Source organism: Mycolicibacterium canariasense (genome assembly GCF_002101555.1).
Classification (GTDB): Bacteria; Actinomycetota; Actinomycetes; order Mycobacteriales; family Mycobacteriaceae; genus Mycobacterium; species Mycobacterium canariasense.
In genome coordinates this window covers 15,746-33,304 of record NZ_LQOL01000049.1, presented here as the reverse complement: position 1 = coordinate 33,304, position 17,559 = coordinate 15,746, and the positions used below count along the sequence as shown (strand labels likewise).

Genomic DNA, 17,559 nt, shown 5'->3' with positions numbered 1-17,559 from the left:
GACATGAACGACAACACCGCCGCGCAGATCAGCCCCAGCGCGGAGTACATGACCACCTCACGCATCGCGGAGGTGGCCAGCAGCGGCATCGTCGATGTCGAAACCGTCGACCTGACAGGCTCTCTGGGGGCCGGTGCCACCGAGGCCCGGCTCGCCGAGGTGGCCGACGAACTGGTGGCCGCGTTCGGCCGCACCGGATTCGCCGTCGTCACCGGGCACGGAGTTCCCCAGGACGTCTTCGACGACTTCTGCGCGACATCGATGGAGTTCTTCGCGCTGCCGGTGGCCGAGAAGATGAAGGTGGCCTTCCCGGCCCCGGAGATCATCCGGGGCTACGAACCGCTTCCCGACATCACCGGCGCGGTCCGAGCCCCGAACGCCATGGAATCCCTGCTGATCAACCGGCTCGACGCCGTCGGCGACTACCCGCCGGGCAGCCCGCAGGCCCGGTTGTGGCGGTGGCCGAACCTGTGGCCGGAGCGGCCGGTGAACCTGCGGCCGGTATGGGAGCGCTACTACCGCGAGATGGAGTCGCTGGGAAATCGGTTGCTGGAGTTGATCGCCGTCGGGTTGGGGCTGCCGCCCGACTGGTTCGCCGACAAGTTCGACCGGCATTTCAACAACCTGGCGTCGAACTTCTACCCGCCCCGCCACGATGTCGGTGACGGCTTCATGATCCCGAACGGCACCCATACCGACCACGGCGCGCTGACCCTGCTGTACCGACCCGCCGAGCCGGGCGGGCTGGAGGTCTTCGCGCAGGACAAGTGGTGGAACGTGCCGTACATCGACGGGTCGCTGGTGCTCAACGTCGGGGATGTACTGGAGCACTGGACCGGTGGACGGCTGCCGGCGACACCGCACCGGGTGGTGTGGGCACAGGGGCCGGCCGCGCGCCTGGGCCGCCAGTCCGTGGCGTACTTCCAGCAGCCCAATCCCGATGCCCCGCTGGCGGCCGCCCCGGGGCTGGGCGGCGCCGCCGGGCCGGGGGTGACGGCGGGCCCGCACATCTCACGCAAAGAACTCGGACAGGCCACGCTGGACGTCCTGGGTGTCTGAACGGGGCGACGGGTAGCGTCGAGCGACAGTCAGGACGGGAGAGATCAAGACGGGAGAGACAATGCCGAGCGTGAAAACCGAAGCCCCCCGGTCGTTGTCCTCGAAGATGATCTACGACTCGTTGCGGGAGGGCATCATCCGGGGCACCTATCCGCAGGGCGCGCGGCTGGCCGAACAGCGGCTGGCCGCCGAGTTCAACATCAGCCGGGTCCCACTGCGGGAGGCGGTCCCGCGGCTGGAATCCGACGGATTCGTGCGGACCCTGCCCAGGCGCAGTGCCGTGGTGAACTCGTGGACGGTGCAGACGGTGCACGAACTGTTCGACCTGCGGCTGTGTCTGGAGGTCGGTGCGGCCCGGTACGCGGCCCGCCAGGTGGCGGCCGGCGCGTCCACCGACCGGCTGCATCGCGCCCTCGACGACGCGACCCAGGGGCTGCAGACCCGCGACGTCTACCTGGTCGCCGAGCAGAGCACCGAATTCCACGAGGTGATCGCGGATCTCACCGGCAACGAGCTGATGCGCTCGATGATGCGATCGCTGGCAGGCCGGATGATGTGGCTGTTCTACATGACCTCCGACCTCGACAACGTGGCGGCCCATCAGGACCACGCCGATATCGTCACCGCCATCGAGACCGGCAACGAGCGGCTCGCCGAGAGCGTCGCCTACGCCCATATCGAGCGGGACCGGCAGGAGTCCGTGCAGGTGCTCAAACGGCACGGTCTGCTCGTCGGCTGACGCTGGCAGCAAAGTGATCGGCCGGCCTGGGCCGCGCTGTTGCGGACGCGTCGGCCGGGCGCCTGTCGCGGATCTCCCTCCGACGGCGTACAACCGGCCGGCGCGCCACCGTAAGCACGATGCCGACCGACCGGATCGCCCGGTGACGATTCGCCTACGTTTCGGACAAAATTAGCCCTCGGAAGCGCTGCAGGAGGCCGAATCGCGAATTAGATTTGCCGATATGGCCGTCAGGGCAACCCGGGAAGTCGTCTTCGACGCCCTTCCCGAGGAGATACTGGACGCTATCGCCGATATCGACGCGGTCCCGTCGTGGTCGTCGCTGCATCGGGAAACCGAAGTGGTCGACCGGCACCCGGACGGACGCCCGCACCACGTGCGGGCAACGCTCAAGATCATGGGCTTCACCGACAAGGAGCTGCTCGAATACCACTGGGGTGAGAACTGGGTGGTCTGGGACGCCTCGGATACCCTCACCCAGCGCGGCCAGCATGGTGAATACAACCTCACCCGCGAGGGCGACCGCACCCGGGTCCGCTTCGACATCATCATCGACATCGCCGCGCCGATCCCGGAGTTCATCATGCGGCGCGCCAAGAAGATCGTGCTCGACACCGCCGTGGACGGCTTGCGCCAGCAGGTGACGGATAAGTACTCAGCCTGAGCCGAACGGAATCTCCGCGGTCGGCGGCCGGTTGTGACCAGTATGCCGACCGGAGTTGTGCTCGATCCCGACCGTACCGCCCTCAACCACGTGGCCGCCGCCATCGACCAGGCCCGCCGCGCCTACGACGCGGGCATCCGGCAGTTGTGGATCGCCCAGCAGTTCGACCATGACGCCATCTCGCTGGCCGGCTATGTCGGGGCCGCCGTGCCGGGACTGGGCGTCGGCACGTTCGTGGTGCCCATCAACCCGCGCCACCCGCTGATCGTCGCCGCGCAGGCGCAGACCGCGCAGGCGGCCACCGGCGGCAACTTCAGCCTCGGGCTCGGGCTCGGCGCGCACGCGCCCGAGCAGGTGGCCTTCGGGACCGCCTGGTCGAACACCGTGGGGCGGCTGCGTGAGCACCTGCAGGTGCTGCGGTCCATCCTGGATACCGGCACCGTCGACTTCCACGGCGACCAGTTCACCGCGGCGCCGGAATGGCCGGTCGCGGTGGCGGGCGGTGCGCCGCTGCCGATCTACGTTGCGGCCATGGGGCCCAAGGCCTTACGCGTCACCGGCGAGCTGGCCGACGGCACGCTGCCCTACCTGGCCGGCCCGCGCACGCTCGAGGAGTTCATCGTGCCGACGATCTCGGCGGCCGCCGCCGACGCCGGCCGGCCGGCACCCAAGGTGATCGCCGCGGTGCCGGTGCTGGTGACCGACGACGTCCAGCAGGGACGGGCTGCCGCCGCCGAGGTCCTGGAGTTCTACGGCGCCATCCCGTCGTATGCGAAGGTCATCGAACGCGAGGGTGTCGATTCGGTCGTCGAACTGGCCGCCGTGGGCACCGCGGCCCAGGTGACTCGTCAGTTGCAGCGTTACCGCGACGCCGGGGCCACCGACATCGTGCTGAGCCCGCTGGCCCGGACCCGTATCGCGGTGCTGGAGCCGATCTGGGAGGTGGCGGCCGCGCTGTAAGCGGCAGGAAACAGGGCCGCAACACCGGTGTCCTACCCTGCGCTCATGCGGCCTCAACGGCGATCGGCGCTGCTCGACCATCTGGTGGCCGACCGGGCGGGCTCCTCACAGCAGGCCGTGCTGGGGGAATTGCGTCGGGCCATCCTCGACGGCGGTGTCCCACCCGGGACGCCGATCCCGCTGGCCGAGGTGGCCGAGGTGTTCGGTGTCAGCCAGATACCGGTGCGGGAGGCGTTGAAGACCCTGGTCGGTGAGGGGCTGGTGGGACAACGGCACAACGCCGGCTACGCCGTCGCGCTGCTGACCGCCCAGGAGCTGCGCGAGATGTACATCGTGCGGGAGACGCTGGAGTCGGCCTCGCTGGCGGCGGCCGTCGCCAACGCCACCGACGCCGATCGGGCCGCGGTGATCGCCGCCAACGACGTCATGGAACAGGCGGTTCGGGACGACGACGGGGTGGCCTACCACCGCGGCAGCCGCGCCTTCCATGCGGCGCTGACCAGGCCCTCGCGTATGCACCGGCTGCTGCACATGCTCGAAGCGGCATGGAATGTCACCGAACCCGTGCAGTCCATGGTGCACGTCGGGCGCGAGGACCGCGCGCAGTTGCACGCCGATCACGGCGCCATGCTGACGGCCTTCCTGGCCGGGGATACCGAACGGCTGCTGGCAACCTCCGAGGAGCACGCGGCGCGGCTCAACGCCGTGATCGCGACGCTGCCCACCGACACCGGGCTCCTGGCCTGAGATATATTTTCTTCGCAATCAATCCATAGTCGTTGTGAAACGCCAGGGAAACACCTGGTTTCTAGCGTCACCGACTATGACCGATACCGTCATCCCCAAGGACGACCTGCCCCCCGGCGCCGTGGTCGGCGCCGGTGACATCGTGGAAGCGGCCGGTCACCCGGTCGGCGGTGGTGAGATCAAGCCCGGATACGACCCGCGGCTGACCAATGAAGACCTGGCCCCCCTGCGCAAGCAGACCTGGGGCTCCTACAACATCTTCGCGTTCTGGATGTCCGATGTGCACAGTGTGGGTGGCTACGTCACCGCGGGCAGCCTGTTCGCGCTCGGCCTGGCCAGCTGGCAGGTGCTGGTCGCGCTGCTGGTGGGTATCAGCATCGTGTACTTCCTGTGCAATCTGGTGGCCAAACCCAGCCAGTTGGCCGGTGTGCCGTATCCGGTCATCTGTCGCACCGTGTTCGGCGTCCTGGGCGCCAACATCCCGGCCATCATCCGCGGCCTGATCGCGGTGGCCTGGTACGGCATCCAGACCTTCCTGGCCTCGGCCGCACTGGACATCGTGTTGGTGAAGCTCTTCCCGGCGCTGGCGCCGTACGCCAAGGTGGACGACTACGGGTTCGCCGGGCTGTCGCTGCTGGGCTGGGGCAGCTTCCTGCTGCTGTGGGTGCTTCAGGCGTGTGTGTTCTGGCGCGGTATGGAGTCCATCCGCAAGTTCATCGACTTCTGCGGCCCGGCCGTGTACGTCGTGATGTTCATCCTGTGCGGCTACCTGATCTTCAAAGCCGGTTGGGGTGCAATCGATCTCAACCTCGGTGACGTCACGTACACCGGATGGTCGTCGGTCCCGGTGATGCTCGGCGCGATCGCGCTGGTGGTGTCCTACTTCTCCGGGCCGATGCTCAACTTCGGCGACTTCTCCCGCTACGGCAAGACGTTCGCGGCGGTCAAGAAGGGGAACTTCCTGGGTCTGCCGGTGAACTTCCTGGTGTTCTCGGTGCTGGTGGTGGTGACGGCGTCGCTGACGCTGCCGGTGTTCGGCGAGCTGATCACCGACCCGGTGACCACGGTGGCCAGGATCGACAGCACCTTCGCGATCGTGCTGGGCGCGTTGACGTTCACCATCGCCACCATCGGTATCAACATCGTCGCCAACTTCATCTCGCCGGCGTTCGACTTCTCCAACGTCAGCCCGCAGCGCATCAGCTGGCGTGCCGGCGGCATGATCGCCGCGGTCGGTTCGGTGCTGATCACCCCGTGGAACCTGTACAACAACCCGGAGGTCATCCACTACACGCTGGAGACTCTGGGCGCGTTCATCGGCCCGCTGTTCGGGGTGCTGCTGGCCGACTTCTACCTGGTCCGCAAGCAGAAGGTGGTGGTGGACGATCTGTTCACCATGGAGGAGTCCGGAAAGTACTGGTACACCAAGGGTTACAACAGGTGCGCGATCATCGCCACGGTGGTCGGGGCGGTGCTGGCCATGCTGCCGGTGTTGCTCGGCGGCAGCGTCTACGGCATGCACACCGCGGCCCAGTACAGCTGGTTCATCGGTTGCGGTGTGGCGCTGGGCGTGTACTACCTGCTGGCGAAGCGCGACACGCTGGTGGCAGCATCGGTGGCATGAGCCGAATCTGGGTGATCAACCCGAACACCACCCGGGCCATGACCTCGACCATCGAGGCATGCGCCCGGGCGGTGGCCGGCCAGGGTACCGAGATCACCGGTGTGACATCGGAGTTCGGGCCACCGTCCATCGAGAGCCACTACGACGAGGCGATGAGCGTGCCCGGCCTGCTGGACGCCATCCGCCGCGGTGAAGACCAGGGTGTCGACGGCTACGTCATCGCGTGTTTCGGGGATCCCGGCCTGGACGCCGCCCGTGAGCTGGCCCGCGGGCCGGTGATCGGCATCGCCGAGGCCGCCATGCACACCGCCAGCCACCTGGGCCGCGGTTTCAGCGTGGTGACCACACTGGCCCGCACCATGGGCCGCGCCGCCGATCTGGCCGAACACTATGGCATGCACCGGTTCTGCCGCGGTATTCATGCCTGTGAGATCGCGGTGCTGGACCTCGACACCGATCCCGATGCCCGCAAGATCATCACCGAGGCCTGCCGGGAAGCGCTGGAAACCGACGACTCCGATGCCATCGTGCTGGGCTGCGCCGGGATGGCGGACATGTGCGCCGCGATCTCGGCGGACCTCGGTGTGCCCGTGATCGACGGGGTGGCCGCCGCGACGCTGACGGTGCAATCGCTGATCACCCTGGGGCTGCAGACGTCCACGCGCGGCGAGTTCGCCGCACCGCCGGAGAAGCAATACACGCAACGTTCGATGTGCTGATCGCGCAGTTGTCGGACCCACACGTCCGGCCTAACGGCGTGCTCTACCCGGGGGGTGGCGGACTCCACTCGTGGAGCGACCGCGACGGCCTGGTCAGCCACACGGTGCAGCTCGGTACCTTCGCGGGACCGGACCCGTTCGCGTAGCAGCACTCGAATGTGATTCCGCTGCGGCGGCTGGGCCGAATATCCGCAGACGACTCACACTCGCCGCGACTTCAGCGCCCGCAACGTCGCCAGGTCGGCGCTGGGCGCCTGCGCCAGCACGTCCGCGATCCCGAACGCACCGCAATCCAGTCCGCGCAGCACCACCGCGGCCAGCGCCTCGGCGGTGGCGGGCTCGTCGACCACGGCCCCGCCGCGGCGGTCCAGATACGCCTGCAGGCGCGGCGCGGCGGCGGCCAGCGCGGACCGGAAGAAGCTGAACGTCGCCAGCCACCGTGTCACCAGGTGCCCCGGATGCATATCCCAGCCCTGGTAGTAGCCGCGCTCCAAGGACCGGGTGACCAGCCGGTGATGTCGCCGGATCGCCTGTTGCACTTGGGTTTCGGAGCCCACCGGATTCACCTGGGTGGATCCGTCGGCGACCCACACCCCGGTCTGGGCGGCGGCGGTCAACATGACGGCCTTGGCGTGATCGGCCACCGGATGCTCCAGCGACTGGTGCTGCGGGGTGATACCGCATGCCGCGCTGTAGTCATAGGTGCCGTAATGCAGACCGGTGCACCGCCCCTCGGCCAGATGCAGCGCCCGGGCCAGTGTCGCGGTGCCGTCCGCGCCGAGCACCGCCTGCGGGCTCTCGATCTGCAATTCGAACCGCAGTGCCCCGGCGGGCAATCCGTGCGCATGCTCCAGCGCTTCACACACCCACACCGTCGCGGTGACCTGTTCGGCGGCACGCAGTTTGGGCACGGTGAAGACGAATCCGTCCGGCAGGCCGCCGTCGAGCACCAGTTCCAGGGTGCGCACCGCGCGCGGCCGGTCGGCCAGCGTCAGCCCCTTGAAGCGGATCCCGCAAGAATCCAGCCCCGCCGCCCGCAGTGTCCGCCCGGCGCGGCGCGCGTCGGCGTCCTCGACGGTGTCACCGCGGCGGCCGTACCCGTCCTCGAAATCCAGGCGCAGATCGGCGATCGGCGCCTCGGTCAGGCGCCGGCGCACCAGGTCCAGCACCTCGGCCGAGCCGAGTTCCTCGAACACCGCCGCATGCCGGTCCAGCAGCTCCACGGCGGCCGCACCCCACACCGTCGGGGTGTCCGCGGAGGCGTCCGCGGCGCTGATGTACACGGTGTGCACCGGCTGTGGTTGTGGGCGGTCCCCGGGATAGTGTGCGGCCAGGTCGGCGTCGATATCGGCCAGTAATGCGTCGATACGGGCCAGCGTCGGTTCGGGGATCGCGTTCACATCGACCATCGTTGCGTGTCAGCGCGTCCGGAGCACGTCCAATCGCCGGATCGCCTCGTCCAGCGTGTCGTCGCGCTTGCAGAACGCGAAGCGCACCAGGTGATTCCAGCTGTTGTCGGTGTCGGCGCAGAACGCCGACATCGGAATGGCCGCCACCCCCGCCTTGTGCGGCAATTCGGCGCAGAACTCGGCGCTGTCGTGGTAACCGAGCGGCCGCGGATCCGCGCACAGGAAGTAGGTGCCATGGCTGTCGTGCACCTCGAAGCCGAGATCGGTCAGCGCGCCGGCCAACCGGTCCCGTTTGCGGTGCAGGCTGTCGCGCAGTTCGTGCACCCAGGCGTCTTCGTGGTCCAGGGCGTAGGCCACCGCAGGCTGGAACGGCGCCCCGCCGACATAGGTGAGGAACTGTTTGGCGGCCCGCAGCCCGGCGATGAGTTCGGCCGGGCCGCAAGCCCATCCGATCTTCCATCCGGTCACGTTGAACATCTTGGCCGCGCTGGAGATGGTCACCGTGCGTTCGGCCATACCCGGGTAGCGCGCCAGCGGCAGATGCCGGAGGTAGTCGGTGTCGGTGTACACCAGCGCCTCGTACACCTCGTCGGTGATCACCAGCAGGTCGGCGGACACCGCCAGGTCGGCGATGGCGCTCAGTTCGGCGTCACTGAGCACCATCCCGGTCGGGTTGTGCGGCGAGTTGAGGATCAGCGCCCGGGTCTGCGGCCCGACGGCGGCGCGCAGCGCGTCGAGATCCAGGGCGAAGCCCCGGCCGTCGGGCACCATCGGCACCACTTTGCGGAGGCACCCCGCCATGGCGATGACGGGGGAGTACGAGTCGTAGAACGGTTCGAGCACCAGCACCTCGGAGCCGGGTTCCACCAGCCCGATGACGGCGGCGGCGATGGCCTCGGTGGCCCCCACGGTCACCAGCACCTCGGTGTCGGGGTCGTACTGCATGCCGTAGTGCCGGGCCCGTTGCCGGGCGATCGCCTCCCGCAGCGCCGGGATTCCGGGGCCGGGTGGGTACTGGTTGACCCCTTCGGCGATGGCGTCCTGGGCCACCTTGAGCATGCCGGCCGGCCCGTCCTCGTCGGGGAAACCCTGGCCCAGGTTCACCGCGCCGATCCGCGCCGCCAGCGCGGACATCTCGGCAAAGATCGTCACCGCATACGGCTGAAGCCGCGACACCGTCATGCCGTCCGAGCCTAGGCGTTCGAACGCCGCGCCGACTCCACCAGCGCGCGGATGGCCCAATGCCTGACCGTCCTGGCCTCGCTATCGTCCAGGCGCAGCACATCTTTGGTGACCACCATGGATTCGGTGCCGATGATCACGGCAAGGGCCCGGGTCAGCGCAGCCAGCGCGGTGGGGGTGAACTCGTGCCGGGCCGGCGCCAACGCGGCCTCGATCAGCGCGGTGCGCCGGTTCTGCCGGACGGGCACGTCATCGGCAACGGTGCGTTGCAGCGTCTGGGCCAACATCAACCGCAGGGCGGGTTCGTTGTCGGCGATCATGTCGTGGAGCGCGGCGTCCACCACGAGCAACCGCTCGACGGGGTCGGTGCTGGACACCGTCGCGAACAGGTCGCCCGCACTCGGTGTCACGCCGTCGACGGGGGCTTCCACCAGCAGGGCCTCCACACTGGAGAAGTAGCGATAGGCCGTGGCCCGCGATACCGACGCCTCGGCGGCGACGTCCTCGAGCGTGAATTTGTGGCCCTGCTTCATCAGCCGGGCGGCGGCGCGGAGCAGATCCTTGCGGGTGCGCGCGGTCTGGTTCGGCCGTGCCATCAGTCCTGCGGCAGTTGGTTGATCAGCGCGGCCATGTCGATCCAGACGTTCTCCCGGGCGATCGCGCCGTCGCCGTCGAACTGGAAGACGTGCAGCAGGCGGAACTCCAGCGGCCGACCGCGGCCGTCCAGACCGAACGGGTGACCGGAGGCGCGGCCGCGCCACAGGGATTCGTCGACGACGAAGTCCTCGCCGTAGAGGCGGCGGACCGTCTCGATGGAGCCGTCGGACAGGTCGGCGAACAACGTCTCGTAGAACGCGCCCGCGCCTTCCCGGCCGTGTGCCACCCCGGCGGGCCAGCCGACCACGTCGTGCTCGGCATCGGGGGCCAGGGTGGCCAGTACCCCCTCGAGGTCGTCGCGGGCCTCGAAGGCGAAGTGCTCGTCGAGCTTGTGATCCATCTCGGCGGGGGAGAGCGGCATGTCGGTCAAACTAAATGAGATAGCAGTCTCATGTCAAGATTTCTATCTCATGTGGAACTGCGCACAAGACGGAATGAATCACCGATCGACAGCGCTTACCAGCACATGGCTTTCACCCTCGCCCCCGACGCCGCCCTGCTGAAGCCGATCCGCGTCGGCGATATCGAAGCGCGGAACCGGATTTTCATGGCACCCCTGACCCGGTCCCGGGCGCAGGACGACGGCACGCCGTCGGACCTGGCCGCGCTGTACTACGCGCAGCGTGCCGGTGCGGGCGTCATCATCACCGAGGCCACCGCGATCTCCGAGGCCGCCAACGGCGCCTATATGAACACCCCCGGCAACTACACCGACCGGCATCAGGAGAAGTGGGCCGAGGTCGCCGACGCCGTGCACCACGCCGGTGGCCGGATCTTCATGCAGCTGTGGCACGTCGGGCGGATGGGTCACCCGGAGGTCAACGGCGGCATCGAGCCCGTCGCGCCCTCGGCCATCGCCGCGGACATGAGCACCCACACGCCGTCGGGCAAGCAACAGCTGGTGGTGCCGCGCGCGCTGCGCACCGACGAGATCCCCGGCATCGTCGCCGATTTCCGGGCCGCCGCGCGGCGCGCCGTCGACGCCGGCCTGGACGGGGTGGAGATCCACGGTGCCAACGGCTATCTGCTGCACCAATTCTCGTCCGACGTGGTGAACCAGCGGACCGACGCGTACGGCGGCTCCCCGGAAAACCGGGCCCGGCTGACCGCCGAGGTGGTCGAGGCCGTCGCCGCCGAGATCGGCGCAGGGCGGGTCGGGCTGCGCATCTCGCCCGGGAACACCGCGGGCGACATGCGCGAGAACGACACGGTGGCCGCGTACGAGGCCTTGCTGAACCGGATCGCCCCGCTGGGCATCGCCTACCTGCACGTGCTGATCGAGCCGAGCGCGCGGGAGTTCGGCGTGCTGCGTGCGCTGTGGTCAGACACCCTGGTGCTCAACACCGGGCGCAACACCGGCACCGACTTCTGCCAGCTGGAGAGCTACGCCGAGTGGGGTGCGGTCAGCGCCGTCGCGGTGGGCCGGGCGTTCCTCGCCAACCCCGATCTGATCGACCGGTTGGTGCTGGGCGCCGAACTCAACGAGCCGGATGTGGCCACGTTCTACGCCCCGGGTGCCGAAGGTTACATCGACTATCCCACCCTGGCTGAGCTGGAGGAACCGCGCGCGGTCTGACCGTGTAGCGGGTGATGGGGGGTCGGGCGGACGCCCAACCAACAGGTTGGTCTGCGCTTTTGTTAGGCTCGCGACCAGTGGACTTGCGTCCCCACGACGATCCCGTCACCCACCCGAAAGGGAACTACACATGTCCGAAGAAGCCTTCATCTACGAGGCCATTCGCACGCCGCGCGGCAAGCAGCGCGGCGGCGCCCTCAACGAGGTCAAGCCCGTCAACCTCGTGGTCGGCCTGATCGAGGAGATCCGCGGCCGGCACCCCGATCTCGACGAGAACCTGATCAGCGACGTCATCCTGGGCGTCGTCTCCCCGGTCGGCGATCAGGGCGGCGATATCGCCCGTACCGCCGGCCTGGTGGCCAAGCTGCCCGAGACCACCGGCGGCTTCCAGCTGAACCGGTTCTGCGCGTCGGGCCTGGAGGCCGTGAACCTGGCCGCCCAGAAGGTCCGTTCCGGCTGGGACGACCTGGTGCTGGCCGGTGGCGTGGAGTCCATGAGCCGCGTCCCGATGGGTTCCGACGGCGGCGCCTGGGCCTCGGACCCGGAGACCAACTACCGCCTCGGTTTCGTCCCGCAGGGCATCGGCGCCGACCTGATCGCCACCATCGAGGGTTTCTCCCGCGACGACGTCGACGCCTACGCGGCACGCTCGCAGGAGCGCGCCGCCGCGGCCTGGTCGGGCGGCTACTTCGCCAAGTCCGTGGTGCCGGTGAAGGACCAGAACGGACTGGTCATCCTGGATCACGACGAGCACATGCGCCCCGGCACCACCGTGGAGAGCCTGGGCAAGCTCAAGACCGCGTTCGACGGTATCGGCGCGATGGGCGGTTTCGACGATGTGGCGCTGCAGAAGTACCACTGGATCGAGAAGATCAACCACGTCCACACCGGCGGCAACAGCTCGGGCATCGTCGACGGCGCCGGCCTGCTGCTCATCGGTAGCGAGAAGGCCGGCCAGAGCCAGGGCCTGACCCCGCGGGCCCGCATCGTGGCCACCGCGACCAGCGGCGCGGACCCGGTCATCATGCTCACCGGTCCCACCCCGGCCACCCAGAAGGTGCTCGACCGGGCCGGGCTGACCGTCGACGACATCGACCTGTTCGAGCTCAACGAGGCGTTCGCGTCGGTCGTCCTGAAGTTCCAGAAGGACCTGAAGATCCCGGACGAGAAGCTCAACGTCAACGGTGGCGCCATCGCCATGGGCCACCCGCTGGGCGCCACCGGCGCCATGATCACCGGAACCATGGTCGACGAGCTCGAGCGCCGCGGCGCCCGGCGTGCCCTGGTCACGCTGTGCATCGGCGGCGGCATGGGCGTGGCCACCATCATCGAGCGCGTCTAGGGAGAACAGCACATGACCGAGAACACGATTCACTGGGACAAGGACGCCGACGGCATCGTCACCCTCACCCTGGACGACCCGACCGGTTCGGCCAACGTGATGAACCAGCACTACAAGGAGTCGATGCACACTGCCGTCGAGCGACTCTTCGCCGAGCAGGAGGAGATCACCGGTGTGGTGATCACCAGCGCCAAGAAGACGTTCTTCGCCGGCGGTGACCTCAAGGCCATGATCAACATCGGCCCGGACAACGCGGCCGACGCGTTCAACGAGGTCGAGACCATCAAACGCGACCTGCGCACCCTGGAGACCTTCGGCAAGCCCGTCGTCGCGGCCATCAATGGTGCCGCCCTCGGTGGTGGCCTGGAGATCGCGCTGGCCACCCACCACCGCATCGCCGCCGACGTCAAGGGTGTGCAGATCGGCCTGCCCGAGGTCACCCTGGGCCTGCTGCCCGGTGGCGGCGGTGTCGCCCGCACCGTGCGCATGTTCGGCATCCAGAAGGCCTTCATGGAGATCCTCAGCCAGGGCACCCGGTTCACCGCGGCCAAGGCCAAGGAGGTCGGCCTGGTCGACGAACTCGTCGGCAGCGTCGACGAGCTGGTCCCGGCCGCCAAGGCCTGGATCAAGGCCAACCCCGAGGGTGGCGTACAGCCGTGGGACGTCAAGGGCTACAAGATCCCCGGCGGCACCCCGTCCACCCCGGCGTTGGCGGCCATCCTGCCGTCGTTCCCGGCGCTGCTCAAGAAGCAGCTCAAGGGCGCCCCGATGCCCGCGCCGCGCGCCATCCTGGACGCCGCGGTCGAGGGTGCGCAGGTGGACTTCGACACCGCGTCGCGCATCGAGAGCCGCTACTTCACCCAGCTGGTCACCGGCCAGGTCGCCAAGAACATGATCCAGGCGTTCTTCATGGACCTGCAGGCAATCAACGGCGGCGCCTCGCGCCCCGAGGGCATCGCCCCGGTGCCGATCAAGAAGATCGGCGTGCTGGGCGCGGGCATGATGGGCGCCGGCATCGCGTACGTGTCGGCCAAGGCCGGCTACGACGTGGTGCTCAAGGATGTCACCATCGAGGCCGCACAGAAGGGTAAGGCGTACTCGGAGGGGCTGGAGGCCAAGGCGCTCAAGCGTGGCAAGACCACCGAAGAGAAGAGCGCGGCGCTGCTGGCCAAGATCACCCCGACCGCCGACGCGGCCGACCTCAAGGGCGTCGACTTCGTCATCGAGGCCGTCTTCGAGAGCCAGGAACTCAAGCACAAGGTGTTCCAGGAGATCGAGGACATCGTCGAGCCCAACGCCATCCTCGGCTCGAACACCTCCACGCTGCCCATCACCGGCCTGGCCAGTGGTGTGAAGCGCCAGGAGGACTTCATCGGTATCCACTTCTTCTCGCCGGTCGACAAGATGCCGCTGGTGGAGATCATCAAGGGCGAGAAGACTTCCGACGAGGCGCTGGCCCGGGTGTTCGACTACACGCTGGCCATCAAGAAGACGCCGATCGTGGTCAACGACAGCCGCGGGTTCTTCACCAGCCGCGTCATCGGCACCTTCGTCAACGAGGCGCTGGCCATGCTGGGTGAGGGCGTCGAGCCCGCCACCATCGAGCAGGCCGGATCGCAGGCCGGCTACCCGGCCGCGCCGCTGCAGCTCTCCGATGAGCTCAACCTGGAGCTGATGCACAAGATCGCCGTCGCTTCGCGCAAGGGCGTCGAGGACGAGGGTGGCACCTATGTGCCGCACCCGGCCGAGGCCGTTGTCGAGAAGATGATCGAAATCGGCCGTCCCTCACGGCTTTCCGGCGCCGGCTTCTACGAGTACGCCGACGGTAAGCGGGTGGGCCTGTGGCCGGGGCTGCGCGAGACGTTCAACTCGGGCAGCACCTCGATCCCGCTGCAGGACGCCATCGACCGCATGCTGTTCGCCGAGGCGCTGGAAACCCAGAAGTGCCTCGACGAGGGCGTGCTCACCTCGACCGCCGACGCGAACATCGGCTCGATCATGGGGATCGGCTACCCGCCGTACACCGGTGGCTCGGCCCAGTTCATCGTGGGTTACGAGGGACCGGGCGGGGTCGGCAAGGAGGCCTTCGTGGCCCGTGCCAAGGAGCTGGCCGCCAAGTACGGCGACCGTTTCCTGCCGCCGGCGTCGCTGGAGAGCTAGTCGTCTCACGCGAATCCCCCGGAACCACTGCGGTTCCGGGGGATTCTCGTATTCAGGCGGGCAGCGGCATGGTGTCGTACAGCCGGACTCCCTTGCTGTTGAGCCGGGCCACGGACTGTGTCACCCCCAACGGCAGCACGGTGATCAACTGCGCCACACCGATCAACGCGCGTACCCCCAGCCGGGATCCCGGCACCACGGTCTTGGCGTTGACCCGAGCCAGCTTGCGGGCGCCCGCCACGGGTGCGGCCATGGTGCGTTCATAAGCGGCGAATGCCGCCACATGATCACCACCGGCTTTCGCCAGCGCGTCGGCCAGCACGTAGGCGCCGTACACCGCCAGGCTGGTGCTGCCGCCGACCGCCGGCCCCGGGCAATACCCGGCGTCGCCGACCAGGGTCACCCGACCGCGCGACCACGTCGGCATCTCCAGTTGGGTGATGGCGTCGAAGTAGAAGGTCGGCGTGTGCTCGACCTCCGCCAGCCAGGTGTCCACCTCCGTCGACGTGCCCGCGAAGGCTTGCCGCAGTTGGGTTTTCTGCGCCGGCACGTCCCGGTGGTCGTAGTGGAATGCCGGCGTGTGCGGCGTGCGGAAGAGGAACACCGCCCGTGCGTCGCCGAGATGGTCGGCGGTGTAGAGCAGTGCGACCCGACCGGGCGCGTAGTAACCGGTCATCACGCCGTCTGCGGCAAGGGATTTCGGCACCGAGACGACGGCCAGGTAGCCGCCGAGGAAATGCTCGGTGACCTCGCCGAACACCAGTTGCCGTACCCCCGAATGCAATCCGTCGGCACCGACGATCAGGTCGTAGTGCCGCGCCGGGCCGTGCTGGAACTCGACGTCACCGTCGTCGGTGATGGCCGTGATCTGGTCGCCGAAGAGATACTCTGCGTCATCGCGCCCGGCGGTGTAGAAGATCTCGCTGAGGTCGTCGCGCATGATCTCCACGTGCCGGTCGGACATGGTGCCGACCAGTTTGACGTAGTCGACCGATGTCGGCCGCGCTGTCCACGGTTGGTACAGGTTCAGCCGGGTGGTCCCGGTGGCATGCGCCATGACCTCGGGCAGCACACCCATGCGTTCGGCGATCGCCATTGCGGGCCGGAACAGGTCGATGGCGTGGCCACCGGTCTTTCGCAATGCGGGCGCGCGTTCCACCACGGTGACGTCGATGCCTTGCCGGGCCAGCCAATAGGCGAGCACCGGGCCCGCGATGCTGGCACCGGAGATCAGAGCCTTCATGTCGGCCTCCTTACTTAACGATCGGTAAGTGTACGTCGCGCAGCTTACCGCCCGTTAAGTCAGCTAGGGTGGCTACGTGACAAGGCCCCCGTCGGAGACCCGTCAGCGCATCCAGGAGGCGGCGCGCGAGTTGTTCGGCCAGAAAGGGGTGCAGCGCACCAGCCTGCAGGACATCGCCGACCGGCTGGGGATCACCAAACCGGCGCTGTACTACCACTTCCGGTCACGAGAAGACCTGGTCCGCAGCATCCTGACGCCACTCATCGACGAGGGTGAGGCGTTCGTGGCCGGACACGAACGGCTGCGCGGATCGGCGCGGACCGGGCCCCGCGAACTACTGGAGGGCTACTTCGACTTCCACCACCGGCACCGCGCCGACCTGTTCCTGATCGTCGCCGAGCTGACCACGCTGGCCGACCTGGGGCTGATCGACGTGATGCTGGCGTGGCGGGAGCGGCTGGGCAAGCTGGTGTTCGGCAGCCGGCCCACGCTGGCGCAGTCGGCACGAGCGGTCATCGCCTTCGGCGGCGTGCAGGATTGTTGCCTGCAGTTCCCCGACACCCCGTACGAACCGCTGCGCCGCGCGAGCGTCGACGGCGCGATGGCCGCCCTCGGACTCTAGTTCGCGACGTCGAAGCCGGCATGCACCTTCGTCGGGCGCACCCGCACCACCAGTTCGCCGGGCACGCCGTTACGCCGGCCGAACTCCTCGGCCCGGTCGGCGCCCATATAGCGGCCGCCGAGCCGGGTTGCGGTGTCGACCAGTTCGGCGGGGTCCTCGCTGAGCGTCGCGACCCCCTGAACCTGGACGAACGAGAACGGAGGCTGCGAATCATCCACGCAGAGAACCACTCTCGGGTCGCGGGCGAGCGCCTTGCCCTTGGCGGTGTCCTTGCCGGTGTTGAACACCAGCTCGTCACCGTCGACCAGGAACCACACCGGCGCGGCCAGCGGCCGGCCGTCGGCGCCCACCCAGCCGAGCACCGCGGTGCGGGTGCCCTCGGAGAGAAACGCCACGACGCGTTCGGTCAGTGCGGTCACACCGAACCCAGATCCGCGGAGATCCAGTGCTCGGGCTTGAGGAACACCGCGATGTTCTCCCCGTGCTCGCGCCGAGAGAACTGCAGATACGGTTCCACCTTCTCCGGAGCCAGGTAGCGCTTGGTCATCTCGACGAGCTGCTCGTCGGTGCTGGGCTCGATCCGGTCGACCGCACCGTCGACGGCGACATAGCGCACCGTGGGCTCCAGCCGCTCGACCATCAGCGAGAAGTGCCCGGCAGCCTCGATCAGCTTGTGCTTGCGGGAGCCCTTCCCGGTCAGCAGCCACGGTTGGCCGCCGGGGGAGTACTGGTACCAAATCGGCACCGTGAGCGGTCCGCGCTTGTCACCGGCAAATACCGACAGCGCGGCGATGTGCGGCTCGGCGAGAAACTGTTCGCGTTCTTCTTTGGAGAGGCCCATGTCAACAGCCTAGCC

Annotated in this window: 18 protein-coding genes; 11 read left to right on the top strand and 7 right to left on the bottom strand. The window is 68.3% G+C overall.

The features are described from left to right. The first annotated feature begins 3 nt into the window (after positions 1–3). The 7 genes from AWB94_RS12625 (at position 4) to AWB94_RS12595 (ending at position 6,512) form a co-directional block, all read left to right on the top strand. On the top strand, positions 4–1,059 hold the full coding sequence (locus tag AWB94_RS12625; RefSeq protein WP_062655654.1) for an isopenicillin N synthase family dioxygenase: 1,056 nt from the start codon (positions 4–6) through the stop codon (positions 1,057–1,059). 70 nt (positions 1,060–1,129) lie between these two features. Continuing rightward, positions 1,130–1,798 carry a GntR family transcriptional regulator gene (locus AWB94_RS12620; protein ID WP_201029511.1) on the top strand — a complete coding sequence of 223 codons (669 nt, stop codon included), beginning with the start codon at positions 1,130–1,132 and terminating at the stop codon, positions 1,796–1,798. A 223-nt stretch (positions 1,799–2,021) separates the two neighbouring features. Beyond that, positions 2,022–2,462, top strand: coding sequence for an SRPBCC family protein (locus AWB94_RS12615; RefSeq protein WP_062655652.1), 441 nt, complete (start codon positions 2,022–2,024; stop codon positions 2,460–2,462). Positions 2,463–2,504: 42 nt separating this feature from the next. Beyond that, on the top strand, positions 2,505–3,422 hold the full coding sequence (locus AWB94_RS12610) for a TIGR03564 family F420-dependent LLM class oxidoreductase (protein WP_062655651.1): 918 nt from the start codon (positions 2,505–2,507) through the stop codon (positions 3,420–3,422). A 45-nt stretch (positions 3,423–3,467) separates the two neighbouring features. Continuing rightward, positions 3,468–4,169, top strand: a complete 702-nt coding sequence (locus tag AWB94_RS12605) for a GntR family transcriptional regulator (protein ID WP_062655650.1) — start codon at positions 3,468–3,470, stop codon at positions 4,167–4,169. 76 nt (positions 4,170–4,245) lie between these two features. Next, positions 4,246–5,793, top strand: coding sequence for an NCS1 family nucleobase:cation symporter-1 (locus tag AWB94_RS12600; RefSeq protein WP_062655649.1), 1,548 nt, complete (start codon positions 4,246–4,248; stop codon positions 5,791–5,793). Next, positions 5,790–6,512, top strand: coding sequence for an aspartate/glutamate racemase family protein (locus tag AWB94_RS12595; RefSeq protein WP_062655648.1), 723 nt, complete (start codon positions 5,790–5,792; stop codon positions 6,510–6,512). The genes AWB94_RS12600 and AWB94_RS12595 overlap by 4 nt, the downstream gene beginning before the upstream one ends. A gap of 200 nt (positions 6,513–6,712) precedes the next feature. Here the strand turns inward: AWB94_RS12595 and AWB94_RS12590 are convergent, their stop codons facing one another. Genes AWB94_RS12590 through AWB94_RS12575 form a run of 4 tightly spaced genes read right to left on the bottom strand, consistent with a single transcriptional unit; the run spans position 6,713 to position 10,121 of the window. Then, complete coding sequence (locus tag AWB94_RS12590) at positions 6,713–7,921, bottom strand: DUF6986 family protein (protein WP_062655647.1); 1,209 nt, start codon at positions 7,919–7,921, stop codon at positions 6,713–6,715. A gap of 9 nt (positions 7,922–7,930) precedes the next feature. Continuing rightward, entirely contained in the window at positions 7,931–9,103 is a 1,173-nt protein-coding gene (locus tag AWB94_RS12585) for a pyridoxal phosphate-dependent aminotransferase (protein ID WP_062655646.1), read from the bottom strand. Positions 9,104–9,114: 11 nt separating this feature from the next. Then, on the bottom strand, positions 9,115–9,699 hold the full coding sequence (locus AWB94_RS12580) for a TetR/AcrR family transcriptional regulator (RefSeq protein ID WP_062655645.1): 585 nt from the start codon (positions 9,697–9,699) through the stop codon (positions 9,115–9,117). Next, positions 9,699–10,121, bottom strand: a complete 423-nt coding sequence (locus tag AWB94_RS12575) for an ester cyclase (protein WP_062655644.1) — start codon at positions 10,119–10,121, stop codon at positions 9,699–9,701. Before AWB94_RS12575 ends, AWB94_RS12580 begins: the two co-directional genes overlap by 1 nt. 105 nt (positions 10,122–10,226) lie before the next feature. On the opposite strand from AWB94_RS12575, the gene AWB94_RS12570 reads away from it, so the two are divergent. The 3 genes from AWB94_RS12570 to AWB94_RS12560 all read left to right on the top strand — a co-directional run bounded on the left by AWB94_RS12570 (position 10,227) and on the right by AWB94_RS12560 (position 14,838). Beyond that, a complete protein-coding gene (locus AWB94_RS12570; protein WP_062655643.1) occupies positions 10,227–11,336 on the top strand; it encodes an alkene reductase in 1,110 nt (369 codons plus the stop codon). Positions 11,337–11,466: 130 nt separating this feature from the next. Further along, positions 11,467–12,678: an acetyl-CoA C-acetyltransferase gene (locus AWB94_RS12565; protein ID WP_062655642.1), complete on the top strand. Its 1,212-nt coding sequence runs from the start codon at positions 11,467–11,469 to the stop codon at positions 12,676–12,678. Positions 12,679–12,690: 12 nt separating this feature from the next. Continuing rightward, complete coding sequence (locus AWB94_RS12560; RefSeq protein WP_062655641.1) at positions 12,691–14,838, top strand: 3-hydroxyacyl-CoA dehydrogenase NAD-binding domain-containing protein; 2,148 nt, start codon at positions 12,691–12,693, stop codon at positions 14,836–14,838. A 52-nt stretch (positions 14,839–14,890) separates the two neighbouring features. Here AWB94_RS12560 and AWB94_RS12555 read toward each other — a convergent pair whose 3' ends face one another. Continuing rightward, positions 14,891–16,081: an FAD-dependent monooxygenase gene (locus AWB94_RS12555; protein WP_062655640.1), complete on the bottom strand. Its 1,191-nt coding sequence runs from the start codon at positions 16,079–16,081 to the stop codon at positions 14,891–14,893. 76 nt (positions 16,082–16,157) lie between these two features. Here AWB94_RS12555 and AWB94_RS12550 point away from each other — a divergent pair, with 76 nt between their 5' ends. After that, a complete protein-coding gene (locus tag AWB94_RS12550; protein ID WP_062655639.1) occupies positions 16,158–16,703 on the top strand; it encodes a TetR/AcrR family transcriptional regulator in 546 nt (181 codons plus the stop codon). Here AWB94_RS12550 and AWB94_RS12545 read toward each other — a convergent pair. Together AWB94_RS12545 and AWB94_RS12540 are read right to left on the bottom strand one after the other, a co-directional pair. Then, a complete protein-coding gene (locus AWB94_RS12545) occupies positions 16,700–17,122 on the bottom strand; it encodes a PPOX class F420-dependent oxidoreductase (protein ID WP_062655638.1) in 423 nt (140 codons plus the stop codon). The genes AWB94_RS12550 and AWB94_RS12545 overlap by 4 nt on opposite strands. Next, on the bottom strand, positions 17,119–17,544 hold the full coding sequence (locus AWB94_RS12540) for a pyridoxamine 5'-phosphate oxidase family protein (protein WP_062655637.1): 426 nt from the start codon (positions 17,542–17,544) through the stop codon (positions 17,119–17,121). The genes AWB94_RS12545 and AWB94_RS12540 overlap by 4 nt, the downstream gene beginning before the upstream one ends. Between the last annotated feature and the right edge of the window lie 15 nt (positions 17,545–17,559).

What these genes read in the sequence shown, in the direction of transcription:
- AWB94_RS12625 (WP_062655654.1), top strand. Translation starts at nt 4, where the DNA reads ATGAACGACAACACCGCCGCGCAGATCAGCCCCAGCGCGGAGTACATG.
- AWB94_RS12615 (WP_062655652.1), top strand. Translation starts at nt 2,022, where the DNA reads ATGGCCGTCAGGGCAACCCGGGAAGTCGTCTTCGACGCCCTTCCCGAG.
- AWB94_RS12610 (WP_062655651.1), top strand. Translation starts at nt 2,505, where the DNA reads ATGCCGACCGGAGTTGTGCTCGATCCCGACCGTACCGCCCTCAACCAC.
- AWB94_RS12605 (WP_062655650.1), top strand. Translation starts at nt 3,468, where the DNA reads ATGCGGCCTCAACGGCGATCGGCGCTGCTCGACCATCTGGTGGCCGAC.
- AWB94_RS12600 (WP_062655649.1), top strand. Translation starts at nt 4,246, where the DNA reads ATGACCGATACCGTCATCCCCAAGGACGACCTGCCCCCCGGCGCCGTG.
- AWB94_RS12595 (WP_062655648.1), top strand. Translation starts at nt 5,790, where the DNA reads ATGAGCCGAATCTGGGTGATCAACCCGAACACCACCCGGGCCATGACC.
- AWB94_RS12590 (WP_062655647.1), bottom strand. Translation starts at nt 7,921, where the DNA reads ATGGTCGATGTGAACGCGATCCCCGAACCGACGCTGGCCCGTATCGAC.
- AWB94_RS12585 (WP_062655646.1), bottom strand. Translation starts at nt 9,103, where the DNA reads ATGACGGTGTCGCGGCTTCAGCCGTATGCGGTGACGATCTTTGCCGAG.
- AWB94_RS12580 (WP_062655645.1), bottom strand. Translation starts at nt 9,699, where the DNA reads ATGGCACGGCCGAACCAGACCGCGCGCACCCGCAAGGATCTGCTCCGC.
- AWB94_RS12575 (WP_062655644.1), bottom strand. Translation starts at nt 10,121, where the DNA reads ATGCCGCTCTCCCCCGCCGAGATGGATCACAAGCTCGACGAGCACTTC.
- AWB94_RS12570 (WP_062655643.1), top strand. Translation starts at nt 10,227, where the DNA reads ATGGCTTTCACCCTCGCCCCCGACGCCGCCCTGCTGAAGCCGATCCGC.
- AWB94_RS12565 (WP_062655642.1), top strand. Translation starts at nt 11,467, where the DNA reads ATGTCCGAAGAAGCCTTCATCTACGAGGCCATTCGCACGCCGCGCGGC.
- AWB94_RS12560 (WP_062655641.1), top strand. Translation starts at nt 12,691, where the DNA reads ATGACCGAGAACACGATTCACTGGGACAAGGACGCCGACGGCATCGTC.
- AWB94_RS12555 (WP_062655640.1), bottom strand. Translation starts at nt 16,081, where the DNA reads ATGAAGGCTCTGATCTCCGGTGCCAGCATCGCGGGCCCGGTGCTCGCC.
- AWB94_RS12540 (WP_062655637.1), bottom strand. Translation starts at nt 17,544, where the DNA reads ATGGGCCTCTCCAAAGAAGAACGCGAACAGTTTCTCGCCGAGCCGCAC.